At 61.1% G+C, this 23,373-nt stretch carries 15 protein-coding genes and 3 pseudogenes; 9 read left to right on the forward strand and 9 right to left on the reverse strand.

Annotation, left to right across the window (positions count from 1 at the left end):
• Positions 1–242: 242 nt before the first annotated feature.
• Complete coding sequence (locus AO064_RS04645) at positions 243–1,184, reverse strand: LysR family transcriptional regulator (RefSeq protein ID WP_064052573.1); 942 nt, start codon at positions 1,182–1,184, stop codon at positions 243–245.
• A gap of 109 nt (positions 1,185–1,293) precedes the next feature.
• Here AO064_RS04645 and AO064_RS04650 point away from each other — a divergent pair, with 109 nt between their 5' ends.
• The 6 genes and pseudogenes from AO064_RS04650 (at position 1,294) to AO064_RS04670 (ending at position 8,609) form a co-directional block, all read left to right on the forward strand.
• Complete coding sequence (locus AO064_RS04650; RefSeq protein WP_064052574.1) at positions 1,294–2,793, forward strand: CoA-acylating methylmalonate-semialdehyde dehydrogenase; 1,500 nt, start codon at positions 1,294–1,296, stop codon at positions 2,791–2,793.
• Positions 2,794–3,036: 243 nt separating this feature from the next.
• Positions 3,037–3,975: a pectate lyase family protein gene (locus AO064_RS04655; protein WP_012723522.1), complete on the forward strand. Its 939-nt coding sequence runs from the start codon at positions 3,037–3,039 to the stop codon at positions 3,973–3,975.
• A 251-nt stretch (positions 3,976–4,226) separates the two neighbouring features.
• Positions 4,227–5,477: a glycoside hydrolase family 68 protein gene (locus AO064_RS04660; RefSeq protein WP_064052575.1), complete on the forward strand. Its 1,251-nt coding sequence runs from the start codon at positions 4,227–4,229 to the stop codon at positions 5,475–5,477.
• A 916-nt stretch (positions 5,478–6,393) separates the two neighbouring features.
• Positions 6,394–6,813 (forward strand): annotated as a pseudogene (locus AO064_RS31675) (HAMP domain-containing protein); the annotation flags it as partial.
• Between the two features lie 102 nt (positions 6,814–6,915).
• Positions 6,916–7,671: a methyl-accepting chemotaxis protein gene (locus AO064_RS31680; protein ID WP_370636462.1), complete on the forward strand. Its 756-nt coding sequence runs from the start codon at positions 6,916–6,918 to the stop codon at positions 7,669–7,671.
• A gap of 17 nt (positions 7,672–7,688) precedes the next feature.
• Positions 7,689–8,609, forward strand: coding sequence for a substrate-binding domain-containing protein (locus AO064_RS04670; protein WP_012723525.1), 921 nt, complete (start codon positions 7,689–7,691; stop codon positions 8,607–8,609).
• 167 nt (positions 8,610–8,776) lie between these two features.
• On the opposite strand, the gene AO064_RS04675 is transcribed toward AO064_RS04670, so the two are convergent.
• The 4 genes from AO064_RS04675 to xylA form a co-directional block, all read right to left on the reverse strand.
• On the reverse strand, positions 8,777–9,913 hold the full coding sequence (locus AO064_RS04675; protein WP_046035386.1) for a sugar ABC transporter permease: 1,137 nt from the start codon (positions 9,911–9,913) through the stop codon (positions 8,777–8,779).
• A complete protein-coding gene (gene xylG, locus AO064_RS04680) occupies positions 9,914–11,470 on the reverse strand; it encodes a D-xylose ABC transporter ATP-binding protein (RefSeq protein WP_064052577.1) in 1,557 nt (518 codons plus the stop codon).
• The gene (gene xylF / locus AO064_RS04685) at positions 11,467–12,468 is read right to left on the reverse strand and encodes a D-xylose ABC transporter substrate-binding protein (RefSeq protein WP_012723529.1); all 1,002 of its coding nucleotides are present in this window, start codon (positions 12,466–12,468) and stop codon (positions 11,467–11,469) included. Before xylF ends, xylG begins: the two co-directional genes overlap by 4 nt.
• A gap of 224 nt (positions 12,469–12,692) precedes the next feature.
• A complete protein-coding gene (xylA, locus tag AO064_RS04690) occupies positions 12,693–14,009 on the reverse strand; it encodes a xylose isomerase (protein ID WP_012723530.1) in 1,317 nt (438 codons plus the stop codon).
• 139 nt (positions 14,010–14,148) lie between these two features.
• Between xylA and AO064_RS04695 the strand changes: the two genes are divergently transcribed.
• Positions 14,149–15,324, forward strand: coding sequence for a XylR family transcriptional regulator (locus tag AO064_RS04695; RefSeq protein WP_012723531.1), 1,176 nt, complete (start codon positions 14,149–14,151; stop codon positions 15,322–15,324).
• A gap of 138 nt (positions 15,325–15,462) precedes the next feature.
• On the opposite strand, the gene AO064_RS04700 is transcribed toward AO064_RS04695, so the two are convergent.
• From AO064_RS04700 to AO064_RS04710, 3 genes are all read right to left on the reverse strand, one after another.
• A complete protein-coding gene (locus AO064_RS04700; protein ID WP_064052578.1) occupies positions 15,463–16,728 on the reverse strand; it encodes a carbohydrate porin in 1,266 nt (421 codons plus the stop codon).
• A 55-nt stretch (positions 16,729–16,783) separates the two neighbouring features.
• Entirely contained in the window at positions 16,784–19,192 is a 2,409-nt protein-coding gene (locus AO064_RS04705; protein WP_064052579.1) for a glucose/quinate/shikimate family membrane-bound PQQ-dependent dehydrogenase, read from the reverse strand.
• 165 nt (positions 19,193–19,357) lie between these two features.
• Positions 19,358–20,401 (reverse strand): LLM class flavin-dependent oxidoreductase, encoded by a 1,044-nt coding sequence (locus AO064_RS04710; RefSeq protein ID WP_064052580.1) that lies wholly within the window; start codon positions 20,399–20,401, stop codon positions 19,358–19,360.
• A 344-nt stretch (positions 20,402–20,745) separates the two neighbouring features.
• Here AO064_RS04710 and AO064_RS31685 point away from each other — a divergent pair.
• Together AO064_RS31685 and AO064_RS31690 are read left to right on the forward strand one after the other, a co-directional pair.
• A pseudogene (locus tag AO064_RS31685) lies at positions 20,746–21,630 on the forward strand (cache domain-containing protein); the annotation flags it as partial.
• 309 nt (positions 21,631–21,939) lie between these two features.
• Positions 21,940–22,536: pseudogene (locus AO064_RS31690) on the forward strand (methyl-accepting chemotaxis protein); the annotation flags it as partial.
• Between the two features lie 281 nt (positions 22,537–22,817).
• On the opposite strand, the gene AO064_RS04720 reads toward AO064_RS31690, so the two are convergent.
• Positions 22,818–23,303, reverse strand: a complete 486-nt coding sequence (locus AO064_RS04720) for a flavin reductase family protein (RefSeq protein ID WP_012723540.1) — start codon at positions 23,301–23,303, stop codon at positions 22,818–22,820.
• Between the last annotated feature and the right edge of the window lie 70 nt (positions 23,304–23,373).

A 23,373-nucleotide genomic window follows, 5' to 3' on the forward strand; every position in this document is an offset into this window, starting at 1 on the left:
TCCCAACACTAGCAGTGATGGTTACCTGAAAAAATGCGCTGACTGAATCAGGGCCGCTTCGCACCCCAGCGCGGGGCAAGCCCGCTCACCACAAGAGCTTCCAAAACCACAATGGCAGGTCAGCCCTTGAGTTGCTTCAGGTGCTTATAGGCTGTCGTCCGCCCCATGCCCAGCTAGAGCTGTTGTAGTGAGCGGGCTTGCCCCGCGCTGGGCTGCGAAGCAGCCCCAACACCTAGCAGTGATTAACCGCCGGTGTATCGAAACCCGCCTGACAATTTCTCCTTCAAATAGCTGACCAATGCACTCACTGACTTCGGCACATGGGGCGAGTAAGGGCGGATCAGGTAGATCTCATCGGCAAACGCGCCCTTGAGCGTCCAGTCGGTGAGCACCTGCACCAGCGTGCCGCTGGCCAGGGCGGCATGGGCGCTGAAGTCCGGGAGCAGGGCGATGCCCAGGTGATTGAGCGCCGAGTCGCGCAAGGCCTCGCTGTTATTGGTGGCGAAGCTGCCGGCGATGGGCACGGTGAGGCGCTCGACGTTTTTGCTGCCGCGTTCGAAGGTCCAGGCGGGCTGGTCGGTGCCGCGTGGGTAGAACAGGCAGTTGTGGGCCGATAAGTCGCCGGGCTCGCGTGGCTCGCCGTGGCGTTGCAGGTAGTCCCGGGTGGCGACCAGCACCGAGCCGGTGTCGCACAGTTTCCAGGCCACATGGGTTTCCGGGACCTGGAAGCCGTGGCGCACGGCGAGGTCGTAGCCCTCGGCGGCCAATGAACTCAGGGCGTCCGACACGTCGAGTTGAATACGCACCTGCGGGTACTGTTGCAAGAACTCCGACAGGTGCGGCACCAGTTGCTGACGGGCGAACGCCACGGGCGCGGTGAGGCGCACCAGCCCGCGAATCTCCCCGGCCGAGTCGCGCACCGACGAGAAGCTGCGGGCGATCTGTTCATAGGCGCTGCGCACCTCTCGCGTCAACGACAGCCCCGCATCGGTCAGCCGCACACTGCGCGTTGTTCGCGTCACCAGCCGTGTGCCGGTGGCTTTTTCCAGGTCGGAAATACGCTGGCTGACGGCCGACTTGCTCACGCCAAGACGCGCGGCAGCGGCGGTGTAGGTGCCTTGTTCCTCCAGCACGGAGAGCCAGTGGATATGGGTCCACAGGCCTTCGATCTCGGATTTTTCCATGGGTCTATTGTTCGCTTATATGGACAATAAGTTCTGGATTCTGCTCTGGTTTGGAACAAACCGAAAGTCTATCGTGTGTCCCAACGCTACCCACCTGGGATCTACTGCCATGACAACGACAATCGAGCACTACATCAACGACCAGCGCGTGAGCCGCGATGATCGCTATCAGGACGTCTACAACCCGGCCACCGGCGAAAAAACCGGCCGTGTCGCCTTGGCCAGCCGCCAGACCGTTGCCGAAGCCGTCGCCGCTGCCCAGGCCGCTTTCGCCGGTTGGGCCGATACGCCGCCGATCCGCCGCGCCCGTGTGTTGTTCGAATACCTGCATCTGTTGCGCGAGCGCAAGGACGACCTGGCGCGCATCATCGTCGCCGAACACGGCAAGGTCTTCACCGATGCCCAGGGCGAAGTCGACCGTGGCATCGACATCCTCGAATTTGCCTGCGGCATTCCTAACCTGCTCAAGGGCGAGCATTCCGACCAGGTCTCCCGTGGCATGGACAACTGGACGATGCGCCAGCCGCTGGGCGTGGTGGCCGGTGTTACGCCGTTCAACTTCCCGGTGATGGTACCGATGTGGATGTACCCGATCGCCATCGCGGCGGGCAACACCTTCATCCTCAAGCCAAGCCCGACCGACCCGAGCGCGTCGTTGTTCATGGCCGAACTGCTGCGTGAAGCCGGCTTGCCCAAAGGCGTGTTCAACGTGGTGCAGGGCGACAAGGAATCGGTGGACGCACTGATCGAACACCCGGACGTCAAGGCCGTGAGCTTTGTCGGCTCCACGCCGATTGCCCAGTACATCTACGAGACCGGCGCGCGCAACGGTAAGCGCGTGCAAGGCCTGGGCGGCGCGAAAAACCACATGGTGGTGATGCCCGACGCCGATATCGAAAAAACCGTCGACGCCCTGATGGGCGCCGCCTACGGCAGTGCGGGCGAACGCTGCATGGCCATCTCGGTGGCGGTATTGGTGGGCGATGTTGGTGACAAAGTCATCGCCGCCCTGACTGAACGCGCCAAGCAACTGCGCATCACCGACGGTCGCGATTTGAAAGCCGAGATGGGCCCGATTGTTTCCCGTGCGGCGCTGGAGCGCATCAGCGGCTACATCGAACAAGGCGTGCAGGCCGGCGCGCAATTGCTGCTCGACGGGCGTGACTACGTGCCCACCGAAGCGGGCCTTGAAAACGGTTTCTGGCTCGGCGCGACGTTGTTTGACCATGTGACCAAAGAGATGAGCATCTACCGCGAAGAAATCTTCGGCCCGGTGCTGGCCTGCGTGCGCGTGAATGACTTCGGCGAAGCGATCAAGCTGGTCAACGACCACGAATTCGGCAACGGCGTCAGCTGCTTCACCCGCGACGGCAACATCGCCCGCGAGTTTGCACGCCGGATCGAAGTGGGCATGGTCGGCATCAACGTACCGATTCCGGTGCCGATGGCGTGGCACGGGTTTGGTGGCTGGAAGAAGAGCCTGTTTGGCGACATGCATGCCTACGGCACTGAGGGCGTGCGCTTCTACACCAAGCAGAAGTCGATCATGCAGCGTTGGTCGGAAAGCATCGAGCAGGGCGCGGAGTTTGCGATGCCTGTGTCCAAGTAACGGCCAAAAGAACACAGCAGGGCAAATGTGGGAGGGGGCTTGCCCCCTCCCACATTTCTTTTTGGCTGCGTAAGGGTTGACGATCCAGCCAATCAAGAATACTGTACATAAACACAGTGTTTAAGCGCTGATCGACCAACACCCGGCAACCTCAGTCCTGCCAAACACTGTGTGCAAGTTAACGGATTAACTTGATACACAGGCTCGTCTTACCGAGCCATTTTATTGATAGAGAGGGAACTCATGTCTTATCCAGAAAGCAAACTCACCGGTTTGATCGGTTTCGCCCAAGCGGCAAAAGTGACAGGTGGCTGGTCCGGCCCTGTGGTCAGTATCACCACACTCGATCAACTCAAGGCCAATATCGGCGACACCACCCCACGGGTACTGGTGATCAACAGTAATATCTCGGCGTCGAGCCTGACCAAAGTCAACATGGGCGCCAACAAGACCCTGATTGGTTCGTTCCAGAACCGCACCCTGGAGAATATTCACCTGCGTGCAACGGCGCAGTCGCAGAACATTATTCTGCAGAATCTTATCTTCAAGCATTCGGCAAGTATCAAGGCCAATGACGATATCCAGGTGTACTTGAACTACGGCAGCAAGTATTGGATTGACCATTGCTCTTTCGTCGGGCACAGCTGGTCCACCACTGATGGCAGTGAAGATAAACTGCTGTATATCGGTGAAAAGGCCGATTATGCCACCATCAGCAACTGCTTCTTTGGCAGTCACAAGTATGGCCTGATCTTCGGCCACCCGGCGGATGACAATAAAGCAGAGTTCAATGGTTACCCGCGCCTGACGCTGTGCCATAACCGCTTCGACAACATGGAAGTGCGTGCGCCTGGCTTGATGCGTTACGGTTATTTTCATGTGTACAACAACTACATCAATAACTTCCACCTCGGTTTTACCCTGGCACAAAACGCCAATATCCTTTCTGAAAGTAACTACTTTGGCGAAGGCAGCCAAAATAAAGGCATGTTGGACGACAAAGGCACTGGCACGTTCACCGATACCAACAGTGTCCCGCCGATCACCAACCAGAAGTCGCCTAAAGCGCAATGGACGGCCCTTTCCAACTATGGCTATACCTTGAAGACCGCCGCACAAGCCAAGGACTTTACCCAGAAGAATGCCGGCGCCCAGTCGGTAGCCCTGATCTTTGGTAGTTGATTAGCTAGCTGTCTACTTAACGATCATTTAATACGGGTGCCACTGTATTTATATCAAGGATATAAATACAGTGATGGCCTTTGTAATCTAAATAATTCTTCATGTTGCGACAGGCAGGCTTCCATGTTAAACCTTGTTTCGCACTTGCAGAGCCAACTATCTCTTGCTCTTTCAGCCACTCTTAAGTTGTTGGCTGTCATGTGCTATTTAATCTTCGCTTGTCACTTAAGCGTTAGCAAAAGGACATCATCATGAAACACGCGAATCACACACCCACTCGCTGGACACGGGCCGATGCGCTGAAAGTTAATGAGAATGACCCGACGACGACACAGCCGTTAGTGAGTCCTGACTTTCCTGTCATGAGTGACACGGTCTTTATCTGGGACACCATGCCCTTGCGTGAACTGGATGGCACGGTGGTATCGGTCAATGGCTGGTCAGTGATCTTCACCCTGACTGCCGACCGTCGTCCCCATGATCCACAATTCATCAACGCCGATGGCCGTTACGACATCAAGCGCGATTGGGAAGACCGCCATGGCCATGCGCGTATCTGCTACTGGTACTCGCGCACCGGCAAGGACTGGATCTTCGGCGGCCGTGTCATGGCCGAAGGCGTATCGCCGACTACGCGTGAATGGGCAGGCACACCGATCCTGCTGAATAACAACGGTGATATCGACCTGTACTACACCTGTGTCACACCGGGCGCCACCATTGCCAAAGTCAGGGGCCAAGTGGTTACGTCGGATACCGGCGTTACCCTGCAGGGCTTTGATCAGGTCAAATCGCTGTTTGATGCCGACGGCGTCTATTACCAAACCGAAGCGCAAAATTCGACCTGGAACTTTCGCGATCCCAGCCCCTTTATCGATCCAAAAGATGGCAAGTTGTACATGGTGTTCGAAGGCAACGTTGCCGGCGAGCGCGGGACGCACGAAGTGGGCCCGAATGAAATTGGCCTGGTGCCGCCTGGGCATGAAGATGTCGGCGGTGCGCGTTATCAGGTCGGCTGTATCGGCATCGCGGTGGCCAAAGACCTCAATGGTGACGAGTGGGAGATTTTGCCGCCGCTGGTGACGGCCGTTGGCGTGAACGACCAGACCGAACGGCCGCACTATGTGTTCCAGGACAACAAGTACTACCTGTTCACCATCAGTCACAAGTTCACCTATGCGGATGGCGTGACGGGCCCGGATGGCGTTTATGGGTTCGTCAGTGATCAGCTGTTCGGCCCTTACACACTGATGAATGCCTCCGGTCTGGTGCTCGGCAATCCGCCGTCACAGCCCTTCCAGACGTACTCCCACTGCGTGATGCCCAATGGCCTGGTGACGTCGTTTATCGACAGCGTGCCCACCACCGGCGATGACTACCGTATCGGCGGCACCGAAGCGCCGACGGTCAGGATTGTGTTGAAGGGCGATCGTTCGTTTGTGCAGGAGGCTTATGACTACGGCTACATCCCGGCGATGCGCGATGTGGTGTTGAGCCAGTAATCGCAGTGCAAAACCCAGCCTGATTTCATCAGGTAGGTGGGAGGGGGCTTGCCCCCTCCCACTTTTTTTTGACCAGCAGCCTGTGTTCGATGCTCAAGTCCCAGCCCCACAAGCCGATACAGGCACTAGCATCATGAGTGATCCCGAACTCGTAGGTGCACGCCTGGTCGTCGCTCAGGTCAACGAATAAAAATCAAAAGGGGTGGCCATGACCATATTGCAGCGTGTGATCGGCGGATTTGCGGTGTTGGTGCTGTTATTGCTGATCATGGCGGGGATCAGCTATCAGAACACGCAGTCCATCAGCAGTCGCTTGACCATTATCACCGGCCAGTCGGCACCTCTGAGCCGGGCCGCCAGTGAACTCTACGTGCATATCCTGCGCGCCAACCAGGCCTTGCTGGTCATTCAGATCAGCACCGACCCCAAGCAGATCGAGGACGGTAAGCGACCGTTTACCGAGAGCATCGCCCAGTTCAATCAGTTGCTCGACAGCACCGTTGCCTACACCGGCGAGCATGAGGCACTGCGGGCGAACCTGGCGCAGCAGCGCCAACAGGTAGCGGCCTACGCCGAACAGGCGCAGGCGTTGATGACGTCCCACATGCAACATGTGCAGCAGTTGGCGCTGACGCGCAAACTGCAAGGCTACAGCAGTGCGCAGGCGATGCAGCTGACCAGCTACCTGCGGGATTACATCGCGCATGCGCGCAGTGTCGGCGAACCGCAACAAGTGGCCGCAGCTGAAAAACTACTGTTGGAAGTCAACAAATCCTACGATGGCTTCGCGGCCCACACCGTGACGCCCGCCATTGATAAATTACAGCGTGTGCTCAACCTGCAAGACGAAGTGATCAGCACCCGCGCGCAGGCCCTGACGGCGATTGACCCCAGGGTAGGGCGTATTGCCGGCGTCATGGTCAATCGCCTGCTGACTGACCTGACCGCCGCTGACGGCCTGTTCCAGGCTTATCAGGTGGAGGCCAATCTGGCCGCGCAGGTGCAGCAGCAACGCAATGCGGTTGAGGCAGCGCTGAAAGCCACCCTGGACCGGATTGGCGAGTTTGGCAGCCAGTCCCTGGAGGTCGCTAACCAGGCCAGTCAGTCGGCCAATGCCACCATCGGCACCAGCCGCAGCTTGCTATTGATCGCGTGTGTGCTGGCGGTGCTGGCGGCGGTGTTGATTGGCACGTGGGTCGCCTTCAGCTTGCGGCGTCCGCTGGCGGCGTTTCGCGAAGTGCTCAAGACGCTCACAGCGGGTGACATGCGGGTCAGTTTCGATGTCAGCCGTAAAGACGAGTTCGGTGAGTTGGGCGGTTACCTGAACGAACTGACCGCAGCCCTGCGCAAAACCTTCCGTGAATTGATCGGCTCTGCCGATGCACTGGCCGTGACCGCCGGGAGCAACGCCTTGAACAGCGAGCAGACCACCCGTGTGGTGGATGAGCAGAAGGACCGCTTGCAATCGGCCGCCTCGGCCATGACGCAGATGGAAAGCACGGTGGAAGAGGTGGCCCGGCGCGCGCAGGACACCCGCCAGGCCGTGGACGACACCAGTGAGCTGACGCACAAGGTACAGGCGCGCGTGGCCGAGACCATCGTCAATATCCGCCAGCAGGCCGACCAGGTGAACAAGGCCACGCAGGTGACCGATGAGTTGCAGAAGTACGGGCAGAATATCGAGGGCATTGTTGTTGCCATTCGCACCATTGCCGAACAGACCAACTTGCTCGCCCTGAATGCGGCGATCGAAGCGGCCCGTGCCGGCGAGCAGGGACGCGGTTTTGCGGTCGTGGCCGATGAAGTGCGCTCCCTGGCCAGCCGTACCCAGACCTCGACCAGCGAAATCCAGGACATGATCGGGCTCATGCAGGAAAAGATTCACTCGGTGGTGCACGTGATGAACGAGAGCCAGGCGCAGTCCACCCAATGCGTGTCCCTGGCCTCGGGCGCTGGTGACTTGCTGCTGTCGATGAGCGACTCGGTCGACAGTATCCGCGACATGAATATTCAGATCGCCGCCGCCACCGAGGAGCAGAGCGCCACGGTGCAGGAAACCAGTCGGATGGTCATCCAGATCAACGATTCGGCCCAGCAGACGGCACAGGGCGCCGAGCAGTCGGCCATCAGCAGCCACGAGCTGTCGGACATGGCCAAAGTGCAGCGCGAGCTGCTCCATCATTTCAGCGTTTGAGCCGCGGGAGTCAGAACATGAAAACATGGTTAATGCTCGCCTTGGGGGCGACGCTGCTCATTCCGGGCCCCGCCCAGGCCGCCACGCCCTTGCTGGGTGTGGGCATGGCAAAGTACGACGATAACTTCCAGACCCTGCTGCGCAACGGGGTGCAGCAGCAGGCCGGCGTCATGAACGTCGACATCTTTATGGAAAACGGGCAGGACAGCGTCGATTTGCAGATGCGCCAGTTCCGCAACCTGGTCAATGCCAAGGTGGATGCGATCATCGTCGCGATGGTTGACGGCAAAAGTGCGGCGCAGATGATGCAGTTGGCCTCGGACGCCAAGATCCCGCTGGTATTCGTCAACCGCAATCCGAACCCGGAAAAGTGGCCGGCGCAGACCGCGTTTGTCGGCTCCAACGAGCTGGAGTCGGGGACGTTGCAGATGGAAGAGCTGGCGCGCCGTGCCGGTTACAAGGGCAACGTGGTGATCCTGGTAGGCGACCCGGCCAACGCATCCTCCTTGATGCGCACCGAGGACGTGGAGAAAGTCGTCGCCAAATACCCCGATATGAAAGTCGTACAGAAAAAAGTCGGCAACTGGGAACGTAGCCAGGCTGCCACGATTGTCATTGACTGGGTCAAGCAGGGCGTCGATTTTTCGATCATTGCGGCCAATAACGATGAAATGGCGATCGGCGCGATCATGGGGCTGGAAAAGGCCGGCAAGCAGGCCAAGGACTATTGGGTCGGCGGCATCGACGGCACCCCGGACGGTTTGAAATTGATGGCTGAGGGCAAGATGGCGGTCAGCGTGTTTCAGGATGCCGCCGGCCAGGCCGGTGGCGCAGTGGACACCGCGCTACGCTTGGTACGCGGCGAGGTGCTGGAGTCGACCGTGGTCTGGGTGCCGTTCAAGTTGATCACGCCTGAGAATCGACAGGCGTTTGAATAGGACTGACCCCCTCGATCCAACGTTGGAATGCAGTCAACTGTGGAAGGGGGGGCGATTCGACTTGCTCCCCGATAGCGGGGGGTCAGGTAAATGGATATTGACTGATCTGCCGCTATCGGGGGCAAGCCCCCTCCCACAGGGGATTTGTGGTGTTTGTGGGGGTGGGTTCAGCGCCGGCCCGTGCGCGTACTCACATCCACCCACACCGCCAGCACCAGGATGCTGCCCTTCACGATCATCTGCCAGTAACTGTCCACATCCAGCATCGACATGCCGTTATCCAGGCTGGTGATCACCAACGCCCCGAGCAACGCGCCATACACTGTGCCCGAGCCGCCGCGCATCGAGGTGCCACCGATAAAGCACGCCGCAATGGCATCCAGCTCGCCCATGTTCCCCGCCGACGGTGATCCAGCCGCCAGCCGCGCGGTGTTGACCAAGCCGGCGAGGGCGCACATCACGCCCATGATGCCGAAGATCCACAGTTTCACCGCCTGCACGTTGATGCCCGACAGGCGTGTGGCTTCCATGTTGCTGCCCACCGCGTACACGCGGCGGCCGAACACGGTCTGGCTGGTGACGTAGCTGAACACGCCGAGCAGCACCAGCAACAGCAGCACCGGTACCGGGATGCCGTCATAGCTGTTGAGGGTGGTGACGAACCCGGCCAGCACCGCGCCGATCACTGCCACACGCACGCCATCGCGCACCCGCGAGTGAGCGGCCAAGCCATGCAGTGCGCGGTTGCGCCGTTGTTTCCAGGTCAGGAACAGGGTCAGGGCAAACAGCAAGACCCCGAGGCCGATACCGACCGAATACGGCAGATAACCCTGGCCCACATACACCAGTGACGGCGACACCGGCGCGATGGTGGTGCCGCCGGTAATCCCCAGCAGAATCCCGCGAAACGCCAACATGCCGCCCAGGCCGACAATAAACGACGGGATCCGCAGGTAAGCGGTCATGTAGCCGTTCGCCAGGCCGATCATCAAGCCGCACAGCGCCACCAGGCTCAGGTTGGCCAGCAGCGGGATGTGATACACCACATCCAGGATCGCCGCCAGGCCGCCCAATAATCCGAGCAATGACCCCACCGACAAATCGATTTCGCCGCTGATGATCACCAGCACCATGCCGCACGCCAGGATGCCGGTGATCGACATCTGCCGTAGCAGGTTGGACAGGTTGCGCGGCGTGAGAAATCCGCCCTCGGTCTGCCAACTGAAAAACAGCCAGATCACCGCCACGGCGATCACCAGGGCGAGCATTTTGTAGCGGGTAAACAGCTGTTTGAGCTGATTCATCTACGCGGTCTTCCGGTCATTATTATTGTGTTGGCTGAGCGCCGCGGCGAGTACCTGTTCCTGGGTGAGCCCTTCGTTGATGAAGTCGCCACGCAGCTGGCCTTCGCCGATCACCAGCACGCGGTTGGAAACGCCGAGCACTTCGGCCAGCTCCGAGGAGACCATGATGATCGACACGCCTTCGGCCGCCAGGGCGCCCATCAGTTTGTAGATCTCATACTTGGCACCCACGTCCACCCCACGCGTGGGTTCATCGAGGATCAGCACCTTGGGCTTGGCCATCAGCATTTTCGCCAGCACGGCCTTTTGCTGGTTGCCGCCGGACAGGCTGGTGATCGGCAGGAATGGACTGGCGGTCTTGAGGTGCATGCGCGTGATCTGCTGGTCGATGCTGCCCAGTTCGGCTTCGGCGTCGATGCGGGTCATATGTGCGTAAGTGTCGAGCACCGCCAGGGTGATGTTCTGGCCCACGCCCAAGTCGGGAATGATGCCCTGGCGCTTGCGGTCTTCGGGCACCATGCACAGCCCGGCGCGGATCGATTTGAGCGGTGTGCGGGTGTCGATCACCTGGCCGTCCAGCCAGACTTCGGCGCTGTAGCGGCCGGGGTAGGCGCCGAACAGCGCCGACACCAGCTCCGTACGCCCGGCGCCCACCAGCCCGGCGATGCCGAGGATTTCCCCGCGCTTGAGCACAAAGGACACATCGTCCACGCGTTTGCGCTTGGGGTTGTCGACGTCATAGCAGGTGACGTGGCGCGCCTCGAAAATCACCTCGCCCACCGCATGGGGCGTGGTGGGGTAGAGGTTGCTCATTTCGCGGCCGACCATTTGGGTGATGATCTGCGCAATGTCCATGTCGGCCATGGCCGTGGTCGCAATGTGCTTGCCGTCGCGGATTACCGCAATGGTGTCGCACACGGCCGCCACTTCATCGAGCTTGTGGGAGATGTACACGCAGGCCACGCCCTTGGCCTTGAGGCCGCGGATGATGTCCAGCAGCACGTCGATTTCCGAGCGGGTCAGCGCCGAGGAGGGCTCGTCGAGGATCAACAGGCGCGCCTGTTTATTCAGGGCCTTGGCGATTTCTACCAATTGCTGGTAACCGCCGCCGTACTGCGACACCGGCAACGCCACGTTCATGTCCGGCACCTTGAGCTCGCGCATCAAGGCTTCGGCGCGGTGGAGCATCGCCGGGTAGTTCATGCGCCCCCCCGGCAAGGTCAGTTCGTGGCCCATGAAGATGTTTTCGGCCACCGACAGGTCCGGCACCAGGGTCAGTTCCTGGTGGATGATGACGATGCCGGCCGCCTCGGTTTCGCTGATGGACTGGGCCTTCAGCGGTTGGCCGTCCCAAAGGATTTCGCCCTCCCAGGTGCCATACGGGTAGACCGCCGACAGCACCTTCATCAAGGTGGATTTGCCGGCACCGTTCTCGCCGCACAGGCCGACGCATTCGCCCGGTCGTACCTTGATGTCGATGCCGTTGAGCGCGTTGACACCGCCAAAGCTTTTGACGATGCCGTTCATTTGCAGCAAGTAGTCGGCCATGGCGGTCATTGCCCGGCAAGCTGCTCTTTGGTGTAGAACCCGTCCTTCTCCAACAGGTCGATATTGGCCTTGGTCAACGGCGTCGGCGTGAGCAGGATGGTATCGACCTTCTTGCTGCCGTTGTCGTATTGCGAGCTGTATGTCGGCTTCTCGTTACGCGCCAGTTGCACCGAGAGCTTGGCCGCCTCCGAGGCGATCAGCTTGAGCGGCTTGTACACGGTCATGGTCTGGGTGCCATCGATCACGCGTTTGATCGCGGCGAGGTCGGCGTCCTGGCCGGAGATCGGCACCTTGCCCGCCAGCTTCTGTGCGGCCAGGGCCTGGATCGCGCCGCCGGCGGTGGCGTCATTGGAGGCGACGATGGCGTCGATCTTGTTGTTGTTCCGGGTCAGGGCGTTTTCGACGATGCTCAAGGCTTCGGTGGCGTTCCACTCCTTGACCCACTGCTGGCCGACAATCTTGATATCACCCTTGTCGATGGCCGGTTGCAGCACCTTCATCTGGCCTTCGCGCAACACCTTGGCGTTGTTATCGGTGGGCGCGCCGCCGAGCAGGAAGTAGTTGCCCTTGGGCGCCGCTTGCAGCACGCCGTTGGCCTGCATCTCGCCGACTTTTTCGTTATCGAAGGAGATGTAGGCGTCAATATCGGCGTTGAGGATCAGGCGGTCATAGGACACCACCTTGATCCCGGCCTTTTTGGCTTCGGCGACGGCATTGGTGAGCACGGTGGCGTTGAACGGCACGATCACAATGACGTCGACCCCACGGGAAATCAGGTTTTCGATCTGGGAAATCTGCTTTTGCTCGTTGGCATCGGCGGATTGGACGAAGACCTTGGCGTCGAGTTTTTCCGCTGCGGCGACGAAGTAATCGCGGTCACGGGACCAACGCTCCAGGCGCAGGTCGTCGATGGAGAAACCGATCTTCGGGTGGGCGGGGTCAGCCATGACCGGCAGGGCGAGCAAGGCCAGGGCAGTGGCGAGCAGGGTACGTTTGAATGACTTCATGGTGGTGCGTCCTTTTATTGTTGTTGGAAGACTCTAGACGAACACTGTACCTATGGTGAGTAGGCTTACTGTGGTGAGCGGGCTTGCCCCGCGCTGGGCTGCGAAGCAGCCCCAAAACCAGGCACCTCAGCGTGTCAGGTAAAAACACCTCGCCTGTAGTGGGGGCGCTAAGCGCCCCAGCGCGGGGCAAGCCCGCTCACCACACGTGCCAGTGTTCACCCCTATCAGGTGTAGATAAAGCGATTCACGACGCCTTCAAGCATCTCCTGACGACCACTCACCGCCTGCGGGTTCAGTTCATGGGCAAACGCATGCTCGGCCAGCGATGCCAGGCTGAACTCTCCGGCCAGCACTGCCTGGCCCAACGGTTGCTGCCACCCGGCATAACGCTGGTCCTTGAACTGCTGCAAGCGGTCGTTCTGCACCATCGCCGCAGCACGTTCCAGCGCCAGGGCCAGCACATCCATGGCCGCGACATGCCCGTGGAACAGGTCCACATCGTCCAGGCTCTGGCGGCGTACCTTGGAGTCGAAATTGTAGCCACCGTTCTTGAACCCGCCGGCCTTGAGGATTTCATAGGTGGCCAGGGTCATTTCCTCGACGCTGTTGGGGAACTGGTCGGTGTCCCAGCCGTTCTGCGGGTCGCCGCGGTTGGCGTCGATGCTGCCAAAGATGCCCAGGGACACGGCCGTGGCGATCTCGTGATGGAAACTGTGCCCGGCCAGGGTGGCGTGGTTGGCCTCGATGTTCACCTTGATCTCATGCTCCAGCCCGTACTCATGCAGGAAGCCGAACACCGTGGCGCTGTCGTAATCGTATTGGTGCTTGGTCGGTTCCTGTGGCTTGGGCTCGATCAGCAGGTCGCCCTTGAAGCCGATCTTATGCTTGTGCTCCACCACCATGCGCATGAAGCGCCCGAGTTGCTCGCGTTCGCGCTTGAGGTCGGTATTGAGCAGGGTTTCATAGCCTTCGCGGCCACCCCACAGCACATAGTTGGCGCCCTTGAGCCGCAGGGTGGCATTCATGGCGCTGAACACCTGGGCGGCGGCGTAGGCGAACACCTCCGGGTCCGGGTTACTCGCGGCGCCGGCGGCAAAGCGCGGGTTGCTGAAGCAGTTGGCGGTGCCCCAGAGCAGCTTGATCCCGGTCTGTTCCTGATGGCGCTCGAGGTGATCGACCATCTGCGCGAAGTGGTGGCGGTACTCCTTGAGCGAGCTGCCTTCAGGGGCGACGTCTGTGTCGTGAAAGCTGTAGTAGTCGATGCCCAGTTTGGAGAAAAATTCGAACGCCGCGTCGGCCTTGCCGATGGCCAGTTCCATCGGGTCGCCGCTGCGCTGCCAGGGCCGCTTGAAGGTGCCTACACCGAACATATCCGCCCCCGGCCATACGAAGGTGTGCCAATAGCAGGCCGCCATGCGCAGGTGTTCGCGCATGGGTTTGCCGAGGATGATCTTGTTGGCGTCGTAATGGCGAAAGGCGAGGGGGGCGTCGCTGCTGGGGCCTTCGAAGCGAACCTTCTCGACACCGGGGAAGTACGGCATGGCGTTTTCCTTATTGTTCTTGGCGGTGTCTCGATACTAGCAACGGCATCGGCCTTGCCGATTATGAAAATCACCAAAGGACAGTGCGATTTTGAGTGGCAGGGTCTAGTCTGTGGCGACTGGCCCCAGGACAACAACAATGAAAACCCTACCGCCCGTGCACCGCATAGCCTTGCTCTTCAACGGCAGCAAAATCTACGACCGCGGCATCATCGCCGGCATCGGCAACTACCTGAGCAGCACCCGCGCGTCCTGGGACTTGTTCTTGGAAGAGGACTTTCTCTGTCGCCTCAAAGGCATCGAGCGCTGGCAGGGCGACGGCATCATCGCCGACTTCGACGACCCGCTGATCGGCGAGGCATTGTCCGGGAGCACGCTGCCGGTGGTGGCGGTGGGGGGCTCTTATGAGGATGCGCGCGCCTACCCCAAGGGCATTCCTTATGTGGCCACCGATAACCACGCCTTGATGAAGTTGGCCTACGAACATTTGATCGAAGCGGGCCTGACGCGGTTTGCCTGTTTCAGCCTGCCCGAGGCCCAGGCCAATCGCTGGGCCCAGGAGCGCGAAAAAGCCTTTCGCCGTCTGCTGCAACGCGATGGCCTGCACGTCGAGGTGTATCGCGGCCTGGGCACCAGCGCGCCGTTGTGGGACAGCGCGGTGGAACAACAGATCGCCTGGCTGCACAGCCTGCCCAAGCCCATCGGTATCATCGCCGTCACCGACGCCCGCGCCCGGCAGTTGCTGCAAGCCTGCCTCACCGCCGGCATCGCCGTGCCGGAGGAGGTGGCGTTGATCGGCATCGACAACGACCCGCTGACCCGCACCCTTACGCGGGTGCCGCTGAGTTCGGTGATCCAGGGCACGGAAACCATGGGCCGCACCGCCGCGGCGTTGCTGCACCAGATGCTGCACGGAAAACCCTGCGCCGGGACGCAGATCCTGGTGCCGCCGGATGCGATCAATGTGCAGGCCTCCAGCTTGCATCAACCCTTGGGCAATCCCTATGTGATGCAAGCGTTGCTGTTTATCCGGCAGTACGCCTGCCAGGGCATCAAGACCGCGCAGGTGGCGGCGTATGTGGGGGTGTCGCGTTCCTCCCTGGAAGCGCACTTTCGCAAGGTGCGCGGCTGCAGCGTGCATGACGAGATCCTGCGCTTCAAACTCGCCGCCGCCGCCAAGGGCCTGGCCGACCCCGACCTGGCCATCGCCGACATTGCGTCGAGCTGCGGCTTCACCTCCGCGCAGTACTTGCATACGGTGTTTCGCCGTGAGTTCGGTTGTACGCCACGGGAGTACCAGCAGGGTGCGGCCTAGGGCCGCGTATTCAGACTGAATGCGAGAGACAAAATGTGGGCTTGCCCGCGATCAAGGCGTGTCAGTCAGAACATCATGTACTGAAACACCGCAATCGCGGGCAAGCCCGCTCCCACAGGGTTTAACCGCGCTGGGCGCTTAGAACACTGCCTTGACCTGCAGGCCCACCACCAGCGCGTTGTCGATATCCGCACCGGAGAACGCTCCTGGCTCGATGATGTATTGCACATCCGGGCGCAGGTTCAGCCACGGCGTGGCCTGGTAGCCATAGCTGAGTTCGATCAATTGTTCGGCATTGTTCAGGTTGGGGTAATCGTTCCCGGCGTTGAAGGCGGCCAGTTCCTGCACGTCGCGACTGCGGGGGTTGGGTACGGCACGCCCATACCCCAAGGCCAGGGTATCGCGTGGCCGTCCCTCAAACGGCTTGTAAAGCACCACGCCGGCGCCGTACCACTTGCTGAACGGCGAGGCCGCTTCGCTGGCTGCCGAGTATTGGCCGAAGGCATGCAGCACGCGGCCGGCAGATGAGTCGGACGCCCATACCGCCTGGTCGACCAGCAGGTAGTGACCACCGCGACCGCTGACGGCCTTGTTGCTGCCAATGCGTTTCACGTCGGAGCTGTCGTAGTAATAGCCCAGTTTGTATTCACCCGGCAGGCTGCCCGCGTGTTTGTACACCAGCTCGATGGGCACTACGGTGCCAGTCGTGTGCTTGGGGCTCAGGTGCCAGGCGCGGCTGGAGTCGCCGTTACTGTCCGGGTCGACATTGAACGCGGCGACGCGCAGTTGCCAGGCAGGCGAGAAGTCGTATTTCACCCGTGCGCCCAGGCGTGCGTTGGGGTAGTTGGTCCAGCCGCTCCCGCCGGACATGTTCAGCGGGTGGCCGCAGAAGCCGGCATTCATGAAGTTGCACAGGATGCCGCTGTCCAGGCCGCCGAGGTCGTTGCCCATGGCCATGTAGCCGACCTTGAGGTTCAGCGCCGGGGTGAACAGCGTGCGCTCGTAGCTCAGCTCGGTGAGGCGCGTGTAGAGGCCGCCATAGTTTTCCTGGATCGGCAGGCGGTTGCCCACCAGGTCTTCGGAGGCGCTGTTGCCGCGACGGTCGTTGAGGGTGAGCTGGATGCGGTCATCATTGTTGAAGCCATAGAGCTTGCCCAGGTCGAACTGCACGCCGAGCTTGACGTTCTGCGAGTAGCGCGCCGAACGATGCTGGCCGCCGTGGGCGTTGTAGGCGGTTTCGCCGCTGTAGTCACCGGTGAAGCGCACGCCTTGCTCGTCGAGCTCACGGCGCAGGCCTCCCCAGTCGCCGGTCAGGGTGGTGTCATCCGCTTGCACAGGCAGGGCGGCACCCAGGGCCAGGCCGAGCAACAGGCGCCCAAGGGAAAGATGAGAAAAGGGGGTCATGCGGGTTCTTCCGAAGCAGAAGGCGCGGTGCTGGGGGCACCGCGCCTGGAGAGGGTTATGGCAGGGCGTAGGCGATCACGTAGTCGCCACGGTCGGTGGACTGGCGTGCGCCACCGGCGGTGACCACGATGTACTGCTTGCCGGTTTTCGGCGACACGTAGGTCATCGGACCGCCTTGGCTGCCGACCGGCAGGCGGGCTTTCCAGATTTCATCGCCGTTGCCGCTGTTGAAGGCGCGCAGGTAGAAGTCCTGGGTGCCGGCGATGAAGATCAGGCCGCCCTGGGTGGAGAGGGTACCGCCGAGGGTCGGCAGGCCGATCTTGATCGGCAGGTGCATGCGGATCCCCAGCGGGCCGGTGTCTTCAACGGTGCCGACCGGCACTTGCCAGGCGACCTTTTGCGTCTTCATGTCGATCGCGGTGAGGGTGCCGAACGGCGGCGCCTGGCACGGGATGCCGGCCACCGACAGGAAGCGGTTTTTGTTCACCGCATACGGCGTGCCCTTGAGCGGTACGGCGCCCATGCCGGTGTTCAGTGCTTCGCCACCGGACGAGGCCTGGGCCTTGTTTTGCGACGGTATCATCTGGATCCACAGACCCAGGCGCATGTCGTTGACAAAAATGAAGCCGTGCACCGGGTCGGTGGAGATGCTGCCCCAGTTCATGCCGCCCAGCGAGCCCGGGAAGCTCAGGGATTTATCGGTGCCGGGCGCGGTGTACAGGCCGTCGTAGCGCATGCCCTTGAAGTCGATGCGACACAGCAACTGGTCAAACGGCGTGGCGCCCCACATGTCCGACTCGGTGAGGGTCTGCGCGCCGATCTGTGGCATGCCGACCGACTTTGGCTGGGTGGGCGAGTAGGGCTCGTTAGGGATATTGGCGGCCTTGACCGGGACTTCCTGTACGTCGGTCAGCGGCTTGCCGGTCGCGCGGTCGAGCACGTAGATCTGCCCGGCCTTGGTACCGATCACCACTGCCGGCACGGCTTTGTCGCTGCCTGGCGGCGTGAAATCGATCAGGCTTGGCTGCATCGGCAGGTCGAAGTCCCACAGGTCATTGTGGACGGTCTGGTACACCCACTTTTCCGTGCCGGTGGAGGCGTCCAGCGCCAGTACCGAGGCGCCGTATTTGTGGTTGAGCTGGGTGCGTTCCACGCCGTAGATGTCGGTGGACGAGCTGCCCATCGGCAAGAACACGGTGTTCATCAGCGGGTCATAGGACATTGGCGCCCAGCTGTTCGGCGTGCTGCGCACATAAGTGCTGCCGTCGGCCGGGGCTTTTTTGTCTTCCGGGTTGCCCGGGTCGAAGGCCCAGCGCATCTGGCCGGTGATCACGTCGAAGCCACGGATCACGCCACCGGGCATATCGGTCTGGACGTTGTCGGCCACGCGGCCACCCACCACCACGGTGGTGCCGGCCATCAGCGGCGCCGAGGACAGTTGGTAGTAGCTGTCCGGCACGTTACCCAGGCCGGCCTTCAAATCCACTTGACCGTGGGTGCCGAAGTCTTCGCAGAACTTGCCGGTGTCAGCATCCACGGCGATCAGGCGTGCATCGATGGTGTTGGTCAGCAAGCGACGCTGGCACTGCGCACCGGCAGGCACGCTGGCGGCAATGATCGGCGAGCTGTTGGGCTGGGTCGGCTGGGCGATCGGCGCGCTGGCGTCGAAGTAAGCCATGCCCCGGCAACGCTGCCACACCGCCGATTTGGCGTTGACCTCGTTCTTCCACAGCTCTTTGCCGGTGTCGGCGTCGAGGGCGATCAGGTTGTTGTGCGGTGTGCAGATAAACACCTTGTTGCCGATCTGCAGGGGCGTGAGTTGGTCTTCGGCACCGTTGCCGTCGCTGATCGCCACGTCACCGGTGTGGTAGGTCCAGGCCACTTTGAGCTTATTGACCGTGTCACGGTTGATCTGGTCCAGCGCGGCGAAGCGGCTGCCGCCTTCGGTGTTGCCGTAGTGGGCCCAGTCTTTCTGGGCATCGGCCGGGGCTACGGGGGTGATGCCAGGGCCGGCACCGGTCGGGGCGACACTTGGGTGGGCAACGAACATATTGCCTGCTGCCACCGCCACGCCCACTGCCAGCACGGCGGCAACGCCATAGGCGCCCCGGGCAGGCTTGTTGACGAGCAGCGGATAAACCAGCGCCACCACCATACCGATGGCCGCAAACATGAACACCCGCGAGAACAGCGGCCAGAACACCAGGCCCACGTCGGCCACGGCCCAGATCGCGGTGCCCAGCAGGAACGCCGCGAATAACCACGCGCCGGCCGGTTTGCGCAGGGCAATCAACAGGCCGGAAACGGCCATCACCGCACCGCCGACCAAGAAGTACCAAGAACCTCCCAGGCTGACCAGTTTAACGCCGCCGACGGCAAGCGCGAGGCCGAGCAGGGCGATGATCACGCCTAGGCCCAGCAGGAGGAATCTAGAGGCGCCTAGGGCGCTCGATGCTCGTTTCATATCGACAGGACTCGAAGGTGAGAGGGCAAAGACGCGATTTTAGCAAGATAAGTAACCAGTTAGTACATTGTGCGGCGCAATAGACTTTTACCGATAGGGTGATGATAGCTGACAACAAAAAGCCGCTTGCTCCGTGAAGAGGCAAGCGGCTGGGTTATGCAGCGATCAACGAAACGCCGGCACCACCTGCTCGATAAACAGCGCCAGCGACTTCTTCTTCTCGGCATGGGGCAGGCTGTTGTCGCACCAGAAGCTGAACTCATCCACCCCCAGTTCCTGGTAGTAGCGGATGCGCGGGATGATTTCTTCGGCGGTGCCGATCATCGCGGTCTTGTGCAGGCTGTCCAGTTCGAACTCCGGGCGGGCGGCGAATTTTTCTTCCGGGCTCGGCGCCAGGAAGCCATTCACCGGCACCTCTTTATTGCCGAACCAGGCATCGAAGGTGCGATAGAACTTCGAGATCGCCTTGGCCCCGACTTTCCAGCCGTCCGGATCATCGGCGGCATGCACGTGGGTGTGGCGCAGCACCATCAGTTGCGGGCGTGGTACGCCGGGGTTGTTGTCGAGGGCGGCCTGGAATTTGTTTTTCAGGTCGAGGACTTCTTCGTCACCCTTCATCAGCGGCGTGACCATCACGTTGCAGCCGTTGGCCACCGCGAAGTTATGCGAGTCCGGGTCGCGGGCGGCGATCCACATCGGCGGGTTGGGCTGCTGGATCGGCTTGGGCACGCTGGTGGAAGTGGGGAATTTCCAGATGTCGCCGTCGTGGGCGTAGTCGCCTTTCCACAACGCACGCACCACCGGCACCATCTCGCGCAGCGCCTGGCCGCCGCTGGAGGCGGGCATGCCGCCGGCCATGCGGTCGAATTCGACTTGGTAAGCACCACGGGCCAGGCCGACTTCCATGCGCCCGTTGCTGATCACGTCGAGCAAGGCGCATTCACCCGCCACCCGCAACGGGTGCCAGAACGGCGCGATGATGGTGCCGGCGCCCAGGTGAATGGTGGTGGTCTTGGCCGCGAGGTAAGCCAGCAGCGGCATCGGGCTCGGCGAGATGGTGTATTCCATGGCGTGGTGTTCGCCAATCCATACGGTACTGAAACCGCCGGCCTCGGCCATCAGGGTCAGTTCGGTCAAGTCTTCGAACAACTGCCGGTGGCTGACACTTTCGTCCCAACGTTCCATGTGTACGAACAGGGAAAACTTCATGACGCTTACCTCGGATCTATTGTGATCGGCCTGTCGGCTGCGGGCCCTTAAGTACTCTCGCCAGTTTGAAGCGTGCCAGTGATGACAGCTGTTCGGCGGGTTGATTGTTGGTATACCATAATACGGAATATCCGCAAAACTTTTCTCTCCAACGGTCGCACCGTCACCTCACAAGGAAAGCGAGCTAGATGAACATAAAACAAAAACTGATCCTGGCCTTTGCGGTGATCGCCAGCCTGCCGGTATTGCTGGTGGCTGTGCTGATCATCCTCAATGTGCGTCATGAGGCACGGGATGGCTTTATCGACAGCAGCGGGCGCGAGATCCGCCAGGTCGACAACGCGATGCAGTTGTTTTTCGAAGGCATCAGCCAGAACGTCAGCTACCTGGCCGCGCACCCGCAACTGCAGAGTATCAAGGGTGATGTGAAACGCTACCTGGCCAGCGATGCCGCGCAAGTCGCACCCGGCGAGCGCGACGAGCAGGTGTTCAAGCTGTTCGAAGGCTTGGCCCAGAGTCATTCGGCCTACACCTACCTGTCCTTGGGCACCGAGGACGGCGGTTATGTGTTCTGGCCCGGCGACCCCAAGCTGGCCAGCTACGATCCGCGCACACGCCCCTGGTACAAGACCGCCATGGCCCAGCCGGGCAAGACTCTGCGCACCGAGGCCTATTACTGGGCCGCCGACGATGTGGTGCTGGTCAGCACCGTGCAAAGCTTCAACGACCGCCAGGGCAACGCGAGCGGGGTGGTCAACATCGACGTGTCCCTCAAGCAACTGACCGACCTGGTCAAGCAGATCAAGCTGGGCGAAAGCGGCTACCTGATGCTGATGGAAGCCAACAACACGGTGCTGGTGGACCCGAATGACCCGTCCCATAATTTCAAGCCTCTCGGCCAACTGGGCGATGGCTATCGTCAGTTGAGCGAAGCCGACCAGGGCCTGGTGCAGGTCGAGCTGGCGGGTGAGCGCTATATGGCGCTGGTGTGGCCGTCCAAGGCCTTGGGCTGGCGGTTTGTCGGGCTGGTGCGCGAGAGTGAAGTGATGGCCGGCGCGGCGCGCCTGACCTGGCTGATTGCAGCCATCGCGCTGGTGTGTGGTGTGCTGTTTGCGGTGGCGGGGGCCTGGTTTGCCGGGCTGATCGTCAAGCCGATTCGCGGCGTGGCCAGCGGCCTGGAAGGCATCGCCCAAGGTGAAGGTGACTTGACCGCGCGCCTGGAAGTGAAGGGGCGTGACGAGACGGCGCAACTGGCCGGCTGGTTCAACCAGTTCCTCGAAGCGATCCGCACGCTGATCCAGCGTATCGGGCAGGCGGCCGGGCAGATCCACAGCAGCTCCGGGAGTGCCACCGAAGTCTCGGTAGAAATGGCCGAAGTCGCCGAGCGACAGCGCGAAGCGGTGGATATGGTTTCGACGGCGTTTCATGAAATGGTTGCCACCTCCAACGAAGTCGCGCGCTCCTGCAGCCAGGCGGCCGACTCGGCCGACAACGGCCAGCGCCAGGCCCACACCGGGCAGCAACAGATCGACGCGGCGGTGAGCAGTGTCGGGCGCTTGAGTGTAGAGATCGGCCAATCCGCCCAGGCCATGGAGCAATTGGAAAAAGACAGCAATGACATCCAGTCAATCCTCGGCACCATCCGCTCCATTGCCGAACAGACCAACCTGCTGGCCCTGAACGCCGCCATCGAAGCCGCACGGGCCGGCGAGCAGGGCCGTGGTTTTGCGGTGGTGGCGGACGAGGTGCGCGCGCTGGCCAAGCGCACCTCGGACTCCACCGGTGAAATCGACGGGCTGCTCGGTAACCTGGCGCGCCGCACTCACCAGATGGGCAAGCAGATGCATGCGAGCCTGGAGGTGTCCCAGGAAACGGTGGTGTCGATCAACGACGCGCGTGAAAGCTTTGGCCTGATCCGTGAGTCGGTCGACGTGATCCGCGACATGAACACGCAAATCGCCACCGCGGCCGAAGAGCAGCACCAGGTGGCCGAAGACATCAATCGGCATATCAGCCAGATTCATGGGGATGCGCAATTAGTGGCAAGCCTGGCCGACTCTACACGCCAGGATGCGCAGCAATTGACGGCGTTGTCGCAGACGTTGAATCAATTGGTCAGCCGCTTCCGCACTTAACTGGCACCGCAGCCCTTTGGGGGACGTTCGAATGAGGGAGCGGGCAAGCCCTACTACCAGTCAGTTAAGAAGCAGCAAGAGCGAAAAGTAACCTGTGGCGAGGGAGCTTGCTCCCGTTGGACTGCGTAGCAGTCCCAGTTGTTTTAAACAAAGAGCTGGGGCCGCTTCGCGGCCCAACGGGAGCAAGCTCCCTCGCCACAAGTACAGTGTTTGCCTTAACTGACTGACATTAGGGCAAGCCCCACATTTGATCTTCGGTGTTTTCAGAACGGTGTCGGGGATCAGGCGGGCAGTGGCAGGGCGCCCATCTTGCCGTGGCAATACACAAGTGGCCCGGCGTTCTGCCGGGGCACGATCAGGTTCTTCACCGCGCCGACCATGATCGCGTGGTCGCCGCCTTCATATTCGCGCCACAACTCGCACTCGATCACCGCCGTGGCATTGGCCAGGATCGGGTTGCCCAACTCACTGAGCGTCCATTCGATGCCCTGGGCCTTGTCCTTGCCTTTGCGCGCAAAGGCATAGGCTTCGGTTTGCTGCCCACCGGAAAGTACATGAATGGCAAAGCGCTTGTTCTTGATCAACACCGGGTACGAGTCGGAGCTGTAGTTGGGGCAGAACAGCACCAGGGCCGGGTCCATGGACAGTGAACTGAAGGCACTGGCGGTCAACCCGACGATTTGCCCCTCGTCATCGAGCGTGGTGATCACGGTGACACCGGACGGAAACGAACCCATCACTTGTTTGTAGATAGCGGCATCGATCATGGGACGGTCCTCTGCGGGTAAAGCGGTTTTTATGAGTTTGTAGGTCTGATGGTATACCGTAATACAGTCG

It is taken from the genome of Pseudomonas marginalis (assembly GCF_001645105.1).
Classification (GTDB): Bacteria; Pseudomonadota; Gammaproteobacteria; order Pseudomonadales; family Pseudomonadaceae; genus Aquipseudomonas; species Aquipseudomonas petroselini.

What these genes read in the sequence shown, in the direction of transcription:
- xylG (WP_064052577.1), bottom strand. Translation starts at nt 11,470, where the DNA reads ATGACCGCCATGGCCGACTACTTGCTGCAAATGAACGGCATCGTCAAA.
- AO064_RS04660 (WP_064052575.1), top strand. Translation starts at nt 4,227, where the DNA reads ATGAAACACGCGAATCACACACCCACTCGCTGGACACGGGCCGATGCG.
- AO064_RS04650 (WP_064052574.1), top strand. Translation starts at nt 1,294, where the DNA reads ATGACAACGACAATCGAGCACTACATCAACGACCAGCGCGTGAGCCGC.
- xylF (WP_012723529.1), bottom strand. Translation starts at nt 12,468, where the DNA reads ATGAAGTCATTCAAACGTACCCTGCTCGCCACTGCCCTGGCCTTGCTC.
- AO064_RS04670 (WP_012723525.1), top strand. Translation starts at nt 7,689, where the DNA reads ATGAAAACATGGTTAATGCTCGCCTTGGGGGCGACGCTGCTCATTCCG.
- AO064_RS04645 (WP_064052573.1), bottom strand. Translation starts at nt 1,184, where the DNA reads ATGGAAAAATCCGAGATCGAAGGCCTGTGGACCCATATCCACTGGCTC.
- AO064_RS04675 (WP_046035386.1), bottom strand. Translation starts at nt 9,913, where the DNA reads ATGAATCAGCTCAAACAGCTGTTTACCCGCTACAAAATGCTCGCCCTG.
- xylA (WP_012723530.1), bottom strand. Translation starts at nt 14,009, where the DNA reads ATGCCGTACTTCCCCGGTGTCGAGAAGGTTCGCTTCGAAGGCCCCAGC.
- AO064_RS04720 (WP_012723540.1), bottom strand. Translation starts at nt 23,303, where the DNA reads ATGATCGATGCCGCTATCTACAAACAAGTGATGGGTTCGTTTCCGTCC.
- AO064_RS04655 (WP_012723522.1), top strand. Translation starts at nt 3,037, where the DNA reads ATGTCTTATCCAGAAAGCAAACTCACCGGTTTGATCGGTTTCGCCCAA.
- AO064_RS04700 (WP_064052578.1), bottom strand. Translation starts at nt 16,728, where the DNA reads ATGACCCCCTTTTCTCATCTTTCCCTTGGGCGCCTGTTGCTCGGCCTG.
- AO064_RS04710 (WP_064052580.1), bottom strand. Translation starts at nt 20,401, where the DNA reads ATGAAGTTTTCCCTGTTCGTACACATGGAACGTTGGGACGAAAGTGTC.
- AO064_RS04695 (WP_012723531.1), top strand. Translation starts at nt 14,149, where the DNA reads ATGAAAACCCTACCGCCCGTGCACCGCATAGCCTTGCTCTTCAACGGC.
- AO064_RS04705 (WP_064052579.1), bottom strand. Translation starts at nt 19,192, where the DNA reads ATGAAACGAGCATCGAGCGCCCTAGGCGCCTCTAGATTCCTCCTGCTG.